General features: G+C 50.3%; 12 protein-coding genes. 1 reads left to right on the forward strand and 11 read right to left on the reverse strand.

Annotated features, from left to right (window positions below; genetic code table 11):
* Positions 1 to 9 precede the first annotated feature (9 nt).
* From M2298_RS14625 to M2298_RS14655, 7 genes are all read right to left on the reverse strand, one after another.
* On the reverse strand, positions 10 to 369 hold the full coding sequence (locus M2298_RS14625; RefSeq protein WP_173596351.1) for a hypothetical protein: 360 nt from the start codon (positions 367 to 369) through the stop codon (positions 10 to 12).
* Between the two features lie 125 nt (positions 370 to 494).
* On the reverse strand, positions 495 to 3,290 hold the full coding sequence (locus M2298_RS14630; protein WP_280648654.1) for a lipase/acyltransferase domain-containing protein: 2,796 nt from the start codon (positions 3,288 to 3,290) through the stop codon (positions 495 to 497).
* A gap of 67 nt (positions 3,291 to 3,357) precedes the next feature.
* Complete coding sequence (locus tag M2298_RS14635) at positions 3,358 to 6,885, reverse strand: ABC transporter permease (protein WP_280648655.1); 3,528 nt, start codon at positions 6,883 to 6,885, stop codon at positions 3,358 to 3,360.
* Positions 6,886 to 7,365: 480 nt separating this feature from the next.
* Positions 7,366 to 8,277, reverse strand: coding sequence for an S-layer homology domain-containing protein (locus tag M2298_RS14640; RefSeq protein ID WP_280648656.1), 912 nt, complete (start codon positions 8,275 to 8,277; stop codon positions 7,366 to 7,368).
* A gap of 37 nt (positions 8,278 to 8,314) precedes the next feature.
* A complete protein-coding gene (locus M2298_RS14645) occupies positions 8,315 to 8,701 on the reverse strand; it encodes a thioredoxin family protein (protein WP_280648657.1) in 387 nt (128 codons plus the stop codon).
* A gap of 238 nt (positions 8,702 to 8,939) precedes the next feature.
* On the reverse strand, positions 8,940 to 9,464 hold the full coding sequence (locus tag M2298_RS14650) for a YwgA family protein (RefSeq protein ID WP_063228939.1): 525 nt from the start codon (positions 9,462 to 9,464) through the stop codon (positions 8,940 to 8,942).
* Positions 9,457 to 10,752, reverse strand: coding sequence for an HD domain-containing protein (locus M2298_RS14655; protein WP_280648658.1), 1,296 nt, complete (start codon positions 10,750 to 10,752; stop codon positions 9,457 to 9,459). The genes M2298_RS14650 and M2298_RS14655 overlap by 8 nt, the downstream gene beginning before the upstream one ends.
* A 208-nt stretch (positions 10,753 to 10,960) precedes the next feature.
* Between M2298_RS14655 and M2298_RS14660 the strand changes: the two genes are divergently transcribed.
* Entirely contained in the window at positions 10,961 to 11,821 is an 861-nt protein-coding gene (locus M2298_RS14660; RefSeq protein WP_280648659.1) for a CPBP family intramembrane glutamic endopeptidase, read from the forward strand.
* 107 nt (positions 11,822 to 11,928) lie between these two features.
* On the opposite strand, the gene M2298_RS14665 is transcribed toward M2298_RS14660, so the two are convergent.
* From M2298_RS14665 to M2298_RS14680, 4 genes are all read right to left on the reverse strand, one after another.
* Positions 11,929 to 15,039 (reverse strand): efflux RND transporter permease subunit, encoded by a 3,111-nt coding sequence (locus tag M2298_RS14665; RefSeq protein WP_173596347.1) that lies wholly within the window; start codon positions 15,037 to 15,039, stop codon positions 11,929 to 11,931.
* Positions 15,036 to 16,268 carry an efflux RND transporter periplasmic adaptor subunit gene (locus M2298_RS14670; RefSeq protein ID WP_122962548.1) on the reverse strand — a complete coding sequence of 411 codons (1,233 nt, stop codon included), beginning with the start codon at positions 16,266 to 16,268 and terminating at the stop codon, positions 15,036 to 15,038. The genes M2298_RS14665 and M2298_RS14670 overlap by 4 nt, the downstream gene beginning before the upstream one ends.
* Positions 16,269 to 16,310: 42 nt before the next feature.
* Entirely contained in the window at positions 16,311 to 16,937 is a 627-nt protein-coding gene (locus M2298_RS14675) for a TetR/AcrR family transcriptional regulator (RefSeq protein WP_063228934.1), read from the reverse strand.
* Positions 16,938 to 17,157: 220 nt separating this feature from the next.
* Complete coding sequence (locus tag M2298_RS14680) at positions 17,158 to 17,883, reverse strand: polymer-forming cytoskeletal protein (RefSeq protein ID WP_229049764.1); 726 nt, start codon at positions 17,881 to 17,883, stop codon at positions 17,158 to 17,160.
* Positions 17,884 to 17,889: the final 6 nt, after the last annotated feature.

Below are 17,889 nucleotides of genomic sequence, written 5' to 3' on the forward strand. Positions count from 1 at the left end.
TGTGCCCGGTTATTTTTTTGCTTCGTGCCCCTCTGCTTCTTCGTCAAGCGGCTCCCCGTCCTCGGTCGGCTTTTTACGATATCGCTTCATGAGCTTGTCGAACAGCCACATGATCAAAGTCAGCAGCAACGCAGAGTGAATCGCCATCGCTGCCTTGATGATCAGGAGCGATCCCAGCATCGTATCGGAAGGCACGGCAATCATGTAGTACAAAAAACAGCCAAGAAACGCTGCGCCGAACGTCAACCATCCCCGAAATCCGTAAACCGCCCGCAGGTAGCCTGTTACAAGCAACCCGATAATCGGTCCGCCCAACTCAATCGAGTACATAAACGGGCCGAGGAACAGCCAGATAAACAGATTGTCCATATTTTCGTCCTTCCTGCCTTAGGTGCTTTGGGCGCTCTATTGGAAGTCTTGATCAAGCGATTTTATGGATTCACAAATCCAGACTTCCGCCTATTTATTCATTCATCTATTCATGTATCCCATTTTCAGCTTTCCTCCGGCGCTTCGTTTAAGCCATTTCCGTCCAGGCGATACCGCCTGCCGCTTTCCCCATCTTCTTGTGAATCTTCGGACGAAAAGCGCTTGATGAAAAGCTTCGTCGCTGGCTCGTTTGAAGCTGGCGTTGGAGGTTCAAATTCCAGTTCTTCTTGATCGAGCACATGGATTACGACGATGTTGCCATGGTATTCAATCGACAAATCTTCCACCACTTCTTTTGCATTCGCATCGAGCTTGATCGACTTTCCATTTTTCAGCAACGTCAACTCTGGAAAAGTCCCGTCTTCCTTGGAAATAATGTAGTACAAATACTTGGCGCTTTTGCCCCCGAGCTGGTTGCGTAGACCAGGCTGAACTTCCTCGTTGCCCTTCAGCAATTGCGTCACTTGTTTCATGACTTCCGGATTGGCAGGCAGCTTGGCATGTTCGCCAGCTACATAGTACCTTTTTTTCATATCCTTTTGAGCATAGTTCGCGCTGATGTACGGAACGGTGCCATCTCCAAGACCATTGTCGTAATAAGGGACCCATTCATTGTGGTACGCATCAAAGTAGTAGCCGAGAAACGTAGTTTGACCCGTACCAACAATCGCATACTGGGGTACATTGATCGTCTTTTTGTCCCACTTTTCATGGAGTGCTCCTCCCTGCTTGACCAGCGGAGTGTAGTCGAGACGAATTTTTTTATCTTGCAAAAAGTCTTGATAGCTGTAAGGTTCGTTGCGATTTTTCTTTAAGAAACCCACCGTTTCAAAATACTTTTTGGAAGGCAGCAGTTCATAAACAGCCGGTGCGTATTCCGAGATGATTTTTCCTGTCTCTTCATCCAGCCATGGGATGGAAAAGTTGTACCCGTATTTGATTGCCTGATACGCTCGCGGAGAGCCGAGAAATGGCGTTCCCATGTAGACAATGCGCTTGACTTTTGACTGGTACGACACATTTGAGAGCAACGTTTCCCTCGTAAGCAAACCACCCATGCTGTGCGCGACCAGCTGAACTTGCCTCGCCCCCGATCGTTCCAGCGCAGTATCTATTTTTTGTTTGAGGAAAGCTGCGTTTTTCGTGCTGCTGTATCGCCAGTCATACGGCATCGCAAAGATAGTCTTGTGCTTTTTGTAGCCAGCTCTCTCCAATTCTTTGACCATGCTGTAATACTGTTCGGTCATGTCACGCACAGGGCTCAGCGGAGAGTAAGAGAGATACTCAATCGCGCTGAATCCTTCATCGTCAGGTTCTGGATAGATGGATGCTCCCGCCTGCCATGGGCGCACTTCTACGCTGTTTGTTGTCGTCGGCTCCAACGACAGCAAGCGCCGATGTCTGGGGTCATTGATTCCGACCAAACTGTCTCCAAGACCAAGCCATATTTCCGAAGCTTGACCGCCCTCCTCGGCCATGAGGCGTGACCCGCCAATTCCCGGAATCAATATGACCGGAATGGTCTTTGCTGCTATCTCCAGCTTGTAAGAATTAGGCGTGAAATCGGATCGCTTGCTCGCCATGACTTTAATGATGTAGTTGCCCGGATCGACGTTCATGATGATTTGTTCGTTGGCATTCCTCGGCTTCTCTGATCGGGACAGTACCTTCCCCTGCTCGTCCTGTACATACAAGTCGATGTCCATCCCGGCCGGAATTTCTTTGAGATCAATGGTAAAAGTCGAGGCAAGCGAGAACGAGTAGCGATAATAATCGACGTCCGTACTGGCGTGCAAATTTCCGTCCACAGAAGCTGTAAAATTGGCTGGCAGCTCGTACGCTTCTTCGAGCGTATTGTTCGGCTCGTACTCGTCCACTTTTGCTTCTGTCTGATCAGCCAGAAAATCCACCCGCAGTCGATAGTAAAAATCTTTATGGTGAGACTCCATATGTCCTTTTACCATGACATAGTACCACTGGTCTTTTTCCAGGCCGATTCCTTCCACACTTTCATCGTGCTCTCCCGCAAGTTCAGAACGCCCCAGCTCGTTATGCTCATTGTCAAATACGTATACGTGATAGTCCTGGCCCGGAGGAACCTCACGCAAGGAAACATTCATTCGTCCATGCTTCGTGCCTTTTACTTTCCAGTAATCGACGTCGCCTGCTGTGCCAATTTTCCCCCTGCCATCCTTGGCGTCAAACAGCCAATCCGCTTTTTCCTTGGTATTGTTAGGCTCCAGTTCAAAAATCACTTCTCTGCTGCGCAATTCGGCTTCTTGTGGCTTGCCGCTTTCGGCAAAATCTTTGTAAAACGCTTGTGCCAGCTCAGCCAGTGACCTATCAGAAACGTCTGTGTCCGGCTCCTCTATCTCTGACTCATCCGGTTCTCCAGTCTGGTGCATCTCAGCTTCTTCTGACGCGGGGATTAACTCCAGCAGGTCTTTCCCGTCCTCAACGTACCTGTCCCAAGATGCACGCCTCAACCCCAACACAGCCTCATAAGATACATCTAGATCAGCCAAATCCAGTTGCCAGCTTGCCAACAACTCTTCGTCGTCCCGATCTGTCAGACTGATGATCAGCGGGCGATTGCCAGCAGGCTTAACAACAGCGGAAATGCGATCATCGTTGCGGAAGGCCCGGCTTTTTCGCTCCCCTTCCTGAACGACAGCCAGCTCGACCTGCTCTGAAGCTGCTGACAATTGCGCCTGAAAGTGTATCTCTCCCTCTTCCACCCAAGCCCACGCCGTTTCAACGAATAAACGATGCTCTTTTGCCCACCCGGTTCCGCCAGCATTCACCCAGCATATCGCAAGCATAATCAACAAATAGAACAGGCGCTTGGCCGTTGTCATCATCGTGATCCCCCTTGTCTTCTTTCTACTTCAAACAGTAAAAAAAGACAGATAAGGGCTGCAAATATATTTACTGAGTGCTGTGGTTGCGGATACCTTGGCGTTCCCAAGCGTTGGCAATGATTCGGAAAGGCACCCGGTAATCTGCATGCTCATGACCTTGTCCTGTCGTTTTGTTCCAGTAGGAAAAACCTTTGTTCACACCAAACCGGAACTGAACCTGGTAGTAAACCTCATAAGAAGCCCCTTTTTCAAATCCGTACTGCTTGTCTCCCATCAAAGGAGTATCTACCCCTGTCTCACGCTGCCCCAACTTGGCAACCGCATAGGAAGGACCACCCCATCGCTGGCTGGAAATAGCGCGCAAATCGAGCAAAGACTGCAATGACGTCTGCCTTCGTCCAGTCTCAGATATCCACGCCTTGGCCGAGGCGATGAGGGGAAACTGTCCGCTGACCGGGTGACGATGTCGATCCTGCAGCTCCACGCGCGCCAAGATCCGCTCTCCAGCGTAAAAATCGAGAGGTGTACTGTCCGGATAGCGGTCACGCCCGTGGTACTCAGCCCATTCGGCTGTATGAAGGACAGAGCTTGTCGCATTCGGTTCAAACACTTCAAAAAGCCGCTCTCCGCCTTTGACCGTGATCGTATAACGGCCTGTCATGGTGCTGCCGGCTTGTTGTGCCTCGCACGTCTCGTTGTCATCCTCGTCTTTGGTGCACACGTCATAGCTCAAGGCAAAGTCAATTTTATAGTTCATCGTGATGACAAAACCGTTCATTTCCGCTTTGTATTTCTGATTTTGCAATACTTGTCTCCATGTCGTTTGAGTCGGAACGGTCGTCCCTGTATAAACAAACTCCCCACCCATGGAAGTGCTGGCAACCTGCCATTGTTCAGGTACGCCGGGTCCCGTTACTTGCAAATCCAACATGGCAGGTGTGTAGACAGCCAAACTTTTTGCATCGGCGATCCAGCCCGGATTTGCTGTCACTTTGACGTTCTTGATCTCCTCTCCACTGACCGACTTTTCAAGCTGCTGCGTGTAATCTAATATTTTTTGATTGATTTGCTGCTGCGTCTTTTGATAGCCTTCATTGATTTTCGTCTGATCAATCACGACGCGAATTTTGGCTGGCTCTCTCTCCCATACGCCATCTGCATGCACCGGAAGCTTTTGCAATTGGCGTCCATCGCTGTCGTAAATCTCCAGTCCAATCTCCCCGCCTTCGTAATCCTCTCCGCCTCCCGGGGGCTGCGGAATGTTTCCGCCGACGATTTTTACAGGCCATTTTGCCCGGTTGTCTGCCCAGTTCGTTTCATTTTCCGGCTGATTTTGGGCCGGGTTCAAATGGGCAATAAAATCCTCGGATTTTTGCGGGTATTGCGTTGGAACCTTGATCGTACGCACCTCGCCCGGCTTAAATCCGTCTACATCGAGCATCGTTTCTTTCGCCGAGCTGTCCCATCTCACTGCCAGCTTTGTATCATGCTTGAGTTTGCCTGCATTTTTAATTTGAAACGTAATGACGCCTGTTGTCCCAGCTGCTTGCGGCTGTTTGGGAGCAATCGCGAAACTCTCTTTGAGAATGAGCAAATTTTCCTTGTCGATCGTATCCGCTCCTTCAATCTCAATGAAAATATAACCGTCACACGTCTCGTTGGACTCGCCATAAAACGCCACCATGTACAAACCTGGCAACACTTCGTCTGTCACATCATCATCCGGGAGACGTATCCAGTGACTTTCAACCGGAAGCTTATCAGAAGGCAAGCTCCGGCCGTCCCGCGAAAACTTCCACTCCAAAGAAACCGGGTCCAGCCATTGCGTGTTCATTTTCGTGTCCTCGGATGTAAACAACATCAGATCGTACCGCTTGTCAGGAAAATCAGACGCTTGAAGCCGAATGGTTTCCCCGCGTTGTATCGGCCTTGTCCATGCCTCTTGACCAGAGAGCGTTTCCATACTGATCAGCATTTTGTAACATCTGCCATAGCCTTGAACAGTAAAGACAAATTCGCGGATGCATCCGGTTTCGGAAATGAAAACCAGTTTGATTTGCTCTCCCACTTCGATGTCTTCGGGCAACACAACGGCTTGCTGCTCACTCGCCCCTAGTTTTTGGCCGAGCGGCTTTTTCTCATTGTTTCTCTCCACATACCAGGTTCCCGAGCTGCTGGCAGCCACTCGCATGTGAGTCTGGTATCCTTCTGGCGTCAGCGTAAAGTTTTCCTTGTAAAACGGAATGAATTTGAAATCAGAAAAGCTCTCCCCGCCCGGCGGGAACTGCGAAGGTTGCTCCCCGTATCTTTTGAAACGTATTCGTTCCTGTTCTGCGATTGAGCAGCTGATGTCGCGAATTTTGATCGTAATTTGCCAGTCGCACTCCGGCCTGTCTCTCCAGAGTGCCTGATTATAGTTCAGTTTCACGCGATATGTTTTTCCCTTGTCCAAAGTCACACCCTCGCCAACCTCATCTGTATAGGGAAGCCGAAATGTATCGGAATTATAAGTAACCCATCCTGCGCGGTCGCCCTTGTCTCGCCTGGGCAATGTCTCAACAGTCCCGTCAGGCTTTGTCACATCCCATAAAATGGACGCCGGGTTGACTTCTCCGGCTGCGTCCCGATAAGTGGACTTGAACCTGATCTCCTCTCCCGGAGACAATTCAATGGTTGCACCGCTTTGCAGCACTTTGCCGTTCACCATAACGATTGGGCATTGATCGACTCCCTGACCCCCTCTTTTGACGGCAATGCTTTTTTCCCAACATTCTGTTTTGTCTTCGCTCGTATAGGCAATTTTGAATGTGCCAGATTCAGGTGCTTCCGTGATGCCAACTTTGCGATTGTTGCCACTTCCCGTTTGCATAGCGACACCATTTTTCGTAAACGAACCAGGCTTTTTCGCCGTGGCGATAATCGTGGCATACTTCTCGACAGTGATAGTCTCTCCCTGATCGGCTACCCCCAGCAGCTCTCTGACTGTCTTCTCTTCTTCAATGCGCAAGTCCATCGTCGTGCGTTTGCAGCCGACAGGTTCCGGGTCAACAGGAGGCTTCGGGTCGATCGGCGACGCGTCTCCTACTGTGAATTGGTACGTGTAAGGAGTCGATACGTTGATGCTGGGCGAGCCTTGGCGGGAGCGGTGGTGCCTGTCGGTTATCGTCAGTGTTACCTCGTAGAGACCCGCTTCCACTGGCTTGTATTGGTAGCTGTTTGTCCATACAAATGGCTTCGGGATGCTAGTTTCGCTAACAGCAGGCACGTACCCGCTCTGATCGCGAATTTCTTCGTTGGTCACAAAGGAGTGGTAACCTCGCCCGGTAGTTTTGTTGACAACTGACAAACTCCAAACAAGAATGCCACGGTCATAGTAAGAATAGTCCGTGGCATTCGCCGAAATGGTCACCTGTTCGTTGACCTCGTATTTGGTTTTGTTAGTGCTGACTTGTCCAGTCGGTTGAGGGGTGGTGCGGAAATGGCCTACGGATATGTAGCCATTCCCGTTTGGTTCGAGATTGTCTCCAATGGTGTAGCCGGCTCCGCCGGAGGCTGTGGCTAGTTCGGCTAGGTTGTAGGCTTGGTAGGATATCATACTGGGGTTTGTGATGTTATTGACAGTCCGGCTGTAAACATTGAACCCCCCACCTAATATAAATCCTGGATTGCCATTAAATCTTTGTATCCAATACACAGATTCATCAAAATCTCTATTTGGCTCATTTGGTGAAGGTGCGTATACATAGTACCATCCACGATCAGCTTTTTCATGCAAATCTGCAAAACCAATAACATCTCTTGCATCTCGAATTCCATTAATTTCAATTTTGGAGTTTGTTGCTCCTAAGTTCGCAGTAATCCCTTCTATAGTTAATTCATCAAACTGTTTTAAAGGCCCAATTTTTTTATCTGCGTTAATTACTCCTAGAACTATTCCTCGATTTACAGGCGTTGCTGCAAACAAACTAGGAACAAGGACATCAAACGATAAATAGATAAACAAATACAACACAACAATAATTCTTTTCCATATTTTTTTATTTCGAGCAAAACTCATGGCATGCTCCTTTTTTGTTTACAGAGAGAATTGCTTATTCTTTATCTCTCTTTTTAAAGTGGGTATATCATAGTAAACGATTCCTGCGTCAGTAGAGTCCAGATTATTTCTGATAGATAAAACAAACGTTGTTTTAACAGAGTTAACTTCTACTTGAAAGCTCTCTCCATTTAGAAAGCCCCTTCTCCCGTCATCAGAAGTAACAAAGCTAACCCTTATAGTAAACTGTGTATCTCCTTTCGGCACCTTGCCAATAACCTTTCCATTTAGTATTTTCAAACTTTGTTCAAATTCATTTCTCCACTTCGTCCCCAACTCTAGCTGCCACTTATCCTGCCACAAATACCTCAAAATTTTCGCGGCATCCCCACGTGTCACAGGTAAATCCTCTCGGAACTTCGCTTGTCCCTTCGGTGCGGGCTCCATCCATCCCCATGTGACTAAAGCTCCAGTGTTGGTATAGCCTTTCATTTTCTCCCCCCGAAACGGCTTCCACGCATTAAACACCAGCAGCGCCGCCTCTTCCTTCGTCAACAGCTTGTTCGGATTGACGGGCACATTCGCCAAAATTCCTGCCTTTTGTGCGCGCTCGTAGATGTCTTTGGCCCAATGGCCCGCAGCGAGTGCTGGTACAGACTCTTTTTCGCTTACTTGCCGGATCGCTACCAGACTGGCTACAAATTGCGATTGGGTAACAGTTTGCTCAGGGTGAAACTTTCCGTCGGGATACTTCCAGAGGTAGCCTTTTTGCAGGCCGTGCGAAATGGCATCTTTGGCGGGATGATTGGCATAATCAGAGGCAGGTGCGGATTTTGCTGCTGCTTCCGCTACATGTAGACGAAGAACTTCGCTTTCGCTGCCACCGTTTTGCACCACCGCGATCCCCACTAACAACAGACTTGTCCACAACGTTTTTCCAATCAGTTTCACGCCTATCCCCTCCCTATTACCAGACATTTTACCTATTTTATCCATTTATCGAAAGATCCCGCTCCAGGTTTCTTTGCAAAAAGCTTCGCAGCAACGCCTCCGGCACGTCCCCCTCCAGCTTGTCGATGACCCGCTCCCCGTCTACGATAAAAACCGTGGGCGTCGCCTGCGCTCCCAAACGCATGGCTTCATCCAACTCCCGGTCCCTCTGGATGTCCAGTCGTGCCACCCATTCCTGTGGATAATCTTTTGCCACCTTTTCAAACGTGGGCGTAAACGTTGTGCAATATCCACAACTGTTGCTGAAAACGTAGATAATCTTCGCTTCCTTCGTCCCAAACCCACTAGCCCATCCAATCAACGCGCCAAGCAAAATAGCGCCGCCAAGCACACTCCACCACCATCCGTGCCGAACTCTCTTCATTTTCTTCGCTCCCTCCACACGGGCTAAATTGAAAACGGACTGACTATGTTTTTGTCAAAGAACGATGCCCGTATTATGCGGCGTCATTGTGAGACAAAAAAAGCCGACCCGCTTTGTGGTCGACTTGACAGACAGTTCCCTGATTTAAAAACCCGCGAAAAAAGACAAAAAAAATGACGTACCACAACTGTTGGAAGTTCGTACGCCGTGCTGGTTCGTTTATGCAAAACATTTTACATCAGTTCAATTCCGTGCCGTCTCCGTGCATCAAAGAACGCAGTTCCTCGATAAAAGCCTGTCCCTTCCGGATTTCTTCCTCGGAATAGCGCTGTTTGCTCTTAAAAGTAAAAATTTTGCCCTTCATTTCTTCGTAGGGCAAATGGTTGAAGTACAAGATAGTGGATACCAGTTCAAGAAAACGGGAGTTCTCTTCGTTCATGCGCAAGATGGCTCGCTCTCCCAAGCCAAAGTCGACCTCGTGAAACCGGAGGAAATCTCGCCCCGTTTCGTTAAGCGAGTAGCGGTACATGTGAATGGCGCCCTTGCTCTCCACCTGCTCATCCAGAAGCCCCATGTTGCACAACTCATCTACCCTGAGTGTCAGCTCTTCCGAATACGGACCGTACATGTGAAACTCGTAGCGCTCATCGAAATCCATCTCCAGATGTTTTCCTATGTACACCATTTTCTGCAATTTTTTTCGCCCGCTCACTTCGCCGACAATTTCGATCAGACGAATGATCTTGGCGTGACGATTAAGCATCCTCCATCACTCCCAGACGTTCTCGAATCTTCCGGGATAGCTCCCCCGGCAAAGCCATGACTTTATCCAATGGAAAGTACAATTTGTAGTCAAATCGGCGCTTTCCGCTAATGGCCTGTACAATCTCAGACTTCTGCGACAGTTCTACCAGCTCGCCGGAAGGCATCTGGAGCATGATCGGAATCCGCTCCTCTTCTTCTCCGGCACGGTAAAAATCATACGGAAGATCGGAGGTCGTGTCTACCTCCAAATAATACATCGGGTCGATCCCTGCCTCAATGAACTGTTCTTTCAGTTCTGCCAGCAAGCGAAAATCTCTTGGATTATATTCGACGTATTTGAAGAGATTCCTGTCCAAAAAACGGGCGCACAAATCTTTCAAAATAGCGTCTTCTTCCTTGCGCCAAAGCTGCATGTAGAACAAAATCACCGATTCATCCAGCGCCAAATAATCGGCCACCTCCACCTTTTCCGTCAAAAAAGGAAGCAGCATGACAGGCTCCTGGGAAAACTTGTACCCTGTGGCAAACAGCCATTTGGCCCGCTGAAAAATTTTGCAAAGCACAACTTCCGCGCTGCGCGTCACCGGATGGAAATATACTTGCCAATACATTTGATAGCGCGACATGATGTAGTCCTCAACCGCGTGCATGCCGCTGAACTTGAAAACAATGCCGTCCTCCTGCGGTCGCATGACTCGCAAAATGCGCTCGATCTCAAAGTTTCCGTAATTCACACCCGTGTAGTAGGCATCTCGCAGCAAATAGTCCATGCGGTCTGCGTCCAGCTGGCTGGAAATGAGGCTGACAATCAGCTTGTTGTCGTACGTTTTGTTGATCACTTCTGCCAGCTTTTTCGGGAACTCCTCATCGAAACAGCGCAAAATCCGGTTGATTTGCGTATCGCCGAGCAAGATTGCCCGCGTCCAGTCCTCGTGGTGGTACTTGAACACCTTTTCAAAGGAATGCGAAAACGGCCCATGTCCGACATCGTGGAGCAAAGCAGCACACAAGCAGAGCAGCTTTTCCTCGTACGTCAGTTGAATCCGGCCTTCAAACGTCTCCAAAATTCGCCGCATCAGCTCGTACACGCCAAGCGAATGGTTAAACCGGCTGTGCTCTCCACCGTGAAAGGTAAAAAAGCTGGTGCCCAGTTGCTTGACCCGGCGCAGACGTTGAAATTCTGGCGAGTTGATCAAGTCCCATATGAATTTGTCCCGCACATGGACATAGCGGTGGACAGGGTCTTTGAATACCTTTTCTTCATGAAGAAGCTGGGGCTGTTGCATCCTGGACACTCCCTTCCTGTTTGCGTTCTCTCTCTATATTTCTCTGCGTACAGTATCGTCTCACTCTATCATATCACACGTCTGGACGTGTTTCTTGTCACAAGCAAACTCTTAAAAGAATCTGAAGAATGTGCCTTTAGTATAGACCAATCATTGGATAAATAGGAGGATTAAAGAAAATAATCTTGAACAATGTGAGGGTCGCAACATGATGAAAAACGCTTTTCGCTTGATGTCCGCCAATCCGTTACCTGGCAGTTTGCTGCTGATTGTACTTTTGCTGCCGTTGATCGTCTCCTGGGGGCAATTCATCGAGTCAGGCTTTTGGCAAGAAACCATATCCGTAACGCTCCTGTTCTGGCCAAAATCAGCGTGGAAGCTGGCTGTTCCACTCCCTGGCTGGTTTATTTTTGCTGTCTTTACGCTCGTATACACGCTGAGCATGATTCGTCTGGCACAAAAACGCAGCCTGGTCGAAGCGTTTCTGTTCATTCTGGCCGGATTTTTGCTGGCAAAAGCGGGCGGTGCGGCATTTCAGGCAATCAGCGGCTGGTCGAAACTACAGCCAATCGGTTCACAGGAGCTGGCAGGCAAAGCAAACCTGCTCGTGTTTGCCACCTGGCACAATCCTCTGTGGGAAGAGCTGGTCTTTCGCGGCATCCCGTTGCTGTTGCTCGCTCTCCTCTATTCCCGAAAAGAGTGGCCCGGGTATGCCAAATGGCTTTACCTCATCGTTCCGTCGCTCCTGTTCGCTTGTTATCACGTGCCCGGGCATGGACTCGGCACCCTGTTTGAATCTTTTCTGATCGGAGTCCTCTGGGCCTTTGCCGCCTTGCGCTGGGGGTTGGGCGCGCCGATCGTCCTGCACATTTTTGCAGATGCCATGCTAGTCCCGACGTTGCCACTGATGAAAAACATGCCGTTGCATGAAATTCCCTGGCTAGTAGAGTACGGCTGGCTGTTCCAGTCGCTTTCCGCTCTTTGCGCACTCTTGCTGGCCGTGTCGATTCCAATGCTTTTGTTCAGCGGTTGGCGCAGAGCGAAAAGGACACAGGCATCTGAGCTATAACCGATGCCCTCCTGCCCCGCTTGCTTTTGCTTTTGCACGCTTCATAAAAAAAGCAGCGGCACGCTCTTCGCCCAATCGCGCGAGAGACTGCCGCTGCTGTTATTTCCTTACATCATTTCTGCCTCCGGACCGTACAAGTCCGGACGTTTTGCCGCTTTTTTCGCCTGCTTTTTCAATTTGCGCTGAGTCAATACCGTGTAGAAGGACGGCACGACAATCAGTGTCAAAAGCGTTGAGAACAACAGGCCGGAAATAATCGTCACCGCGAGCGGCTTGAACAGGACGTCACCGGAAATAGCCAGTGGCATGAGGCCAGCTACGGCGGTAAACGAGGTCAACAAAATCGGTCTCAATCGTGCCTCGCCTGCTGAAATGACCGCTTGCTTCAACTCTACCCCCGCGTGGCGCGCCTCTTCGATGAACTCGATGAACACGATGCCGTTGCGCACGACGATTCCCGACAGCGAAATCACGCCCATCATCGTCATGAAGCCGAGCGGCGTTTGCGTCACGAACAATCCAATCAGACTGCCTGCGACCGCCAAGTAGACGGTACTCATCACCAGCACCGGAATCGTCAGCGAGTAAAACTGCATCGCAATCAAAATCAGGATCAGGAATACTACGATAATGGAGAGTTTGCCCATATCGATAAAGATGTCCGTCTGCTCGGAAGTTTCTCCGCCGATGTCGATGCGATAGCCTTCTGGCAAAGACATGCTGTTGAGCAAAGGCTGGATTTCCGTCATCACTTCTGTAGCCGTGCGATTTTTCACATCGGCCGAGATCGTAACGCTGCGCGACAAATCGCGGTGCGGGATCGCCTGTGTGCTGAACGTAGGCTTAACTTCTGCAAGCTGCGACAGCGGAATCAGCTCGCCGCGCGCATTGGCGATGCTGAGTCGTTGGAACAACAGCGCCGGGTCTTCGTTGCCTTTTTGCAGGAACATCTTGATGTCGACAAGCTCATCGCCCGTGTCAAACTCGCTGACGGTAATGCCTTCGCTGACCAGTCGCAGCGTCGTGGACAAATCGGTGTAATTGACCAATTTTTGCTCCATTAGCTCTTTGTTGACGACAAATTCGAGCGTGTAGCGCTCTACGCCGAAATTATCCTGCACGTCAAAAGTTCCGGAAATCCCCGCGACCTTGTCTTTGATTTGCGCAGACAGGGAACGGAGCGTTTCAATATCTTCGCCGTAGACGCGGATGACTACCGGCTTGCCGACAGGCGGCCCCGCCTCTAACTGCTTAGGCAAGACAGTCGCTTCCGGGTACAGCTTCTTGAACTCTTCTGTCCAAGGCTCCAATATGGTTTCAACTTTCGTTTCTTTCTCATTGAAATGCACGACGAGCTGACCGACAGTGATACCGCTTCCCGCATCGGTATCTCCACCAAACATCTTCGGTGCGCTGCTCCCGGCATAGGAAGCGACAGATTCAATGCCATGCTGCTTCATAGCCCAATCGGATACGCCGCGCACGACTCGGTCTGTCTCTTCCAGACTGCTTCCCACTGGCATGCGAATATCGACCAAAAATTGCGGACGGTCATCGTTCGGGAACAACTGGACAGGCGTAAGCGGAACCAAACCGTAAGCAGCCGTCCCGATCAAAACGCCAATCATCCCGGCCATAAGCGGACGCTTGAGAATTTTGGGCATCAGCTTGCCGGCGTACCAGCCTGTCAGCTGTGTCAGTTGCTTGCCCAACAGTCCAGCCGGTTTGCGGTATCCTTCGACACCTGATTTTCGCCGCGTCTCGTACCACTGACGGAAAATCGGGATAATGGTCAAAGACATCACCATGGACGCGAGCATCGTCAATGAAATAATCGCGGGTACAGGGCGAATGAATTGACCTGCGTTCCCATTCAAAAACATCAGCGGAGCAAAGGAAGCAATCGTCGCCAAAGTCGCCGTTACGATGGAAATGGACACTTCCTTGGCGCCGTTGACCGCTGCTGCCAGCGGCTTTTCGCCCAACACGGACAGGCGGCGTTCGATGTTGTCATTGACCACCACAGCATCATCGACCAAAATCCCGAGCACGATGATGAGTGAGACAATCGAAATCATGTTCATCGTGATTCCCAGCGACGGCAGGAACAAAAGCCCTACTGCCAGCGAGATCGGGATCGCCAATGCCACGACGAACGAAGTGATCAGATTCAGTCCCAATGTGCAGACCAGCAAGACGGCAATCACGGCGATAATCATTTCCCGGGTAAGATCGCTGAACAGCTCATCTACGCGCTCATTTTGGCTGTAGATCGAATGTCTTTCCGCCCCAGCCGGAAGTGATTTGTCCAAAGTCAGCATCATTTCGTCCACGCGCTTTTGCAGCGATGGCACGTCGCTTCCTGTCTCCGCGTTGATGCTTACGGAGATAGATGGCTTGCCGTTGTAGTAAGACGTCGTTTTGACCGTCTCTGTCGTCATTTTGGCCTGGCCGATGTCCTTCAAATAAATCGGAAAGCCTTCCGGTGTGCGGGCAATCAATACTTTGTTCAGCTCATCGACATTTGCATTTTCGGCCAGTTTCAACTGATACGTACGTTTGTCTGTGGTCAAATCGCCGAGCGGAATTTTTTCATTTTCCTGTTTGACGGCCATCATTACCTGGCCCCACGTAATTCCGAACTGGCTGAGCTTTTGCGTATCGACCTCGATGCGAACCTCTTGCTTCGGCAAGCCTTCCACCTGGACATCTGCCACGTTCGGAATGGTCCGCAGTTGTTCTTTCCACGATTTGAACATGTCACGCATGCTGTACAGCTGCTCCTGCGTATCCGCTGTAACGGCAAACGTCTGGACAAATGTGCGATTCAAGTCGTCGTTGATGATCGGCTGTTTGGCGTCCGCTGGAAGGTCCGCCTCAGCGTCCTTTACCTTTTTGCGCAGCTCATCCCATTTTTGCTTCGGGTCAACGTCGCTTTTCGCTTCCACGATGATAAAAGAAACGCCAAGCGAAGAAGTCGAGGATACGTAGTTCAAGCCTTGAAGCTCGTTGATTTTTTCTTCCAGCTTTTTGGTAACGGTCTGCTCCACCTTTTCCGGCGAAGCTCCCGGGTAAATCGTCGTCACTGTAGCAAGATTGACGATAATATCAGGTGACTCTTGCTTGGGAAGCTGGAAAAAGCTGAGGAAGCCAACCAGCACCACCATAATGAAAAACAGCAGGGTGATCTTGCGCTTCGCAACGATGTACTTGATCACGGCTGCTTCCCTCCTGTCGCCTCAATCGGGTCTCCGTCAAACAAACGGTCGACACCTTTGACGATCAGTTGGTCCCCCTCTTTCAGCCCGCTCTTGATTTCCAGTTTGTCGCTTGCAATCTGTCCGATTTCCACTTTTGTTTTCAGTGCCTTCCCAGCAGCATCGACAAACACATGGGCGTCGTCTTTTCCTCTGCTGATGACTGACTCTACCGGAACATAGATGCCGACCTGTCCTTTGATCGTCTTGGTCGCCTTCACCACTTGCCCGGCAAACCAGTCATGCGCAGGGTTGGCAATTTGCACTTCTACACCGATTGTTCCCGTGCTCTGATTCGTAGCGGGGAAAATTTTCGTGACTTTGCCATCCCGTTTCTGGTCGTACAAGTCCAGCGAAACGACCTCGCCTTCCTTCCAGGTAGCTATCTCGCGGTCTGGTACGGGCAGCACGACTTTTAACGTATCGATATTGCCCACTTTATAAACCGGGGTGCCGGAGCCGACCAGGTTTCCGGCGGAAGTGAGCTTGGCGATGATCGTTCCATTGATCGGGGAACGAAGCTGTGTTTTGGCCAGTGTGCTGGCGGCTGCTTCCTTGGCAATCACAGCCTGGTTGTATGTAGCGCGGCTCAGTTCCTTGTCTTCCGAACGAGCGCCCTGTGTGACCAGCGAGTACGCCTGCTGGGCATTTTGCAAATCTTTTTGCGCGATCGTCAGTCCGTTTTGAGCCGTCTCAAACTCGCTTTGCGAGATTGCTTTTTGCTGATAGAGCTGTTCAATCCGCTTGAAATCATCCTGCATTTTTTGCAAGGCGACCGTTGCTTTTTCCACCAGCAAGCGCGCCTGAGTCACTTCCTGCTCTCTGGCTCCGTTGTTCACTTTGCTCAAAGTGGCCGCGCTCTGTTGTACCGCTGCGTTGGAGGAAGCGACCTGGAGCGAATAATCCTGGGCATTTACGCGGGCCAACACCTCTCCGGCCTTGACCTTGTCGCCTTCGTTTCTGGCCATCTCGACAAGCCGCCCGCCTACCTCAAAAGACACGACCGCTTCTTCCAAAGGCTCCAATGTTCCGGACAGCTCGGTCACGGTTACTGCTTGCTCCTTTTTGACAGCCGCCACTACGACTTGTTTGACTTCCTTTTCCGGTGCTGCCGCAGGCTGCTGCTCACTGCATGCCGTCGTTGCGAGCAATCCAATCATCATTACAGATACAAGCCATTTTCTCATCATGACTTCCCCCGCTCCTATGTACCATCACACGATTTTGTATGTTTAGACCCTTCTGATTCCTTGCAGCAAAATTTCTGACGCATGTTCATACAATTGCTCTTCGTCGTCGATGATGGGCACATCGAGACCGACCCGATATTTAGCCATGAACGCATAAAAGAACGTCGAGATGAACATCAAGGCTGCCGTGCACGGATCAGACTTGGGCAAATGTCCCTGCTCCTGAAACTCGGTGAGCTTGTTGCCAAGCACTTCCACAGCCGTCATCGGCAGGCTGCTGAACAGCTTGACGACCTCCGGGTGATTATCCGCTTCGACGATGCAAATCATCAATATTTCTTTTCGCTCCACCAGCAAATGATAGTACGTCCTGGCATAAGTAATGAGCATCTCCTTGACGTTGGCAAACTCGCCCTGCAAGCCTTGCTCCAGTTGCTCCCGCACTTCGAGAATGTCTTTAAGAAGCTCCTCCAGTATCGCCACCTTTGTTTTGAAATGGCGAAAAATCGTCACTTCGTTGACTCCGGCCAGCTCAGAAATTTTGCGGGTCGTTGCTCCTTTATAACCTTTTTGCGCCATTAACTGGCGGGCGGCAGACAAAATCCGTTCTCGTGTCTCTTGCTCCTCACCCCTCCCTCCAGAAACGTATTCGATATGGGGCTGATCCATAACGCACCTCCAAAGCCATGCAAGCAATTGCTTTCATTTTCCTATTTTTCCACGCACATTATATCCCGATCATGTATGCATGTAAATACTTGCATGCGCTATTTGAAAAACAATTTGCTGCCGCATCATCCAAACAAAAAACAAGCTCTGCGCAAGCTTGTTTTTTTGAGAAAAAACATCCCGACGCATTCCGGGAAAGTGGGAGTGGCCGCTTCCGGCATTACCGTTTTACATGCTGTTTCACCAGAGAGCCTGGATCGAGACGAAAGTCTTCGGAGCTCTCGACCAGATCGATTTCGCAGCCCGGCCCGATCTCCACATTTTTTCCGCGAACGACCTTGGCACGCGTGTATTCCAAATAAATCTCGTCGCCCTCCACGCTATCTACAGACAAGGCCAGCGCACTGTTAAAAATGTGTTTCAACAGCTTGTTGAGCGTACTGCTTCCTGCCTTGCGAACCTCGATGTACTCCCCGCCCATTTCTTTGGCCTCACAACCGCCGTGCAAGTGAACTTCAATTCGTCCGGCATTCAGCAAGCCTCCGACTGTAAAAGCGCCTTTTGCGGAAAATACCTCCGCTTCGCAGTCACCTGTCGTCTTCAGCATCCCGCGCACTTTCACTTCTTCTCCCGTCATGCTGCCGTGGATTTTCGTGTTTCCATCGACCTTGAGTCTGGTAAAAGCCAAGTCTCCATTCACGTCGAGCTGACCGTATACTTCGATCGTGTCCAGCTCAGCTTTGCCGCTGATCGACGCGTTTCCCTCCACCTTTGCCGAAGCTCCCCGGACATTCCCTGTAATGCTGAGATGCCCTGCACAATGCAGTGTCTCGCACTCCACATCCCCTTTGATTTTGCCAAAGCCTTGGACATCCACTTTGTTATATACGCCACCCGATGCATTCACGGAACCGTGAATGACGAGATCCGGTTTGTTTTCGTTCATCGCCTT

The organism is Brevibacillus sp. 1238 (assembly GCF_029892995.1).
GTDB classification, from domain to species: domain Bacteria; phylum Bacillota; class Bacilli; order Brevibacillales; family Brevibacillaceae; genus Brevibacillus; species Brevibacillus parabrevis.

Excerpts from the sequence above, each read along its gene's own strand:
- M2298_RS14625 (WP_173596351.1), bottom strand. The coding sequence starts at position 369 with ATGGACAATCTGTTTATCTGGCTGTTCCTCGGCCCGTTTATGTACTCG.
- M2298_RS14630 (WP_280648654.1), bottom strand. The coding sequence starts at position 3,290 with ATGATGACAACGGCCAAGCGCCTGTTCTATTTGTTGATTATGCTTGCG.
- M2298_RS14635 (WP_280648655.1), bottom strand. The coding sequence starts at position 6,885 with ATGATATCCTACCAAGCCTACAACCTAGCCGAACTAGCCACAGCCTCC.
- M2298_RS14645 (WP_280648657.1), bottom strand. The coding sequence starts at position 8,701 with ATGAAGAGAGTTCGGCACGGATGGTGGTGGAGTGTGCTTGGCGGCGCT.
- M2298_RS14650 (WP_063228939.1), bottom strand. The coding sequence starts at position 9,464 with ATGCTTAATCGTCACGCCAAGATCATTCGTCTGATCGAAATTGTCGGC.
- M2298_RS14655 (WP_280648658.1), bottom strand. The coding sequence starts at position 10,752 with ATGCAACAGCCCCAGCTTCTTCATGAAGAAAAGGTATTCAAAGACCCT.
- M2298_RS14660 (WP_280648659.1), top strand. The coding sequence starts at position 10,961 with ATGATGAAAAACGCTTTTCGCTTGATGTCCGCCAATCCGTTACCTGGC.
- M2298_RS14670 (WP_122962548.1), bottom strand. The coding sequence starts at position 16,268 with ATGATGAGAAAATGGCTTGTATCTGTAATGATGATTGGATTGCTCGCA.
- M2298_RS14675 (WP_063228934.1), bottom strand. The coding sequence starts at position 16,937 with ATGGATCAGCCCCATATCGAATACGTTTCTGGAGGGAGGGGTGAGGAG.
- M2298_RS14680 (WP_229049764.1), bottom strand. The coding sequence starts at position 17,883 with ATGAACGAAAACAAACCGGATCTCGTCATTCACGGTTCCGTGAATGCA.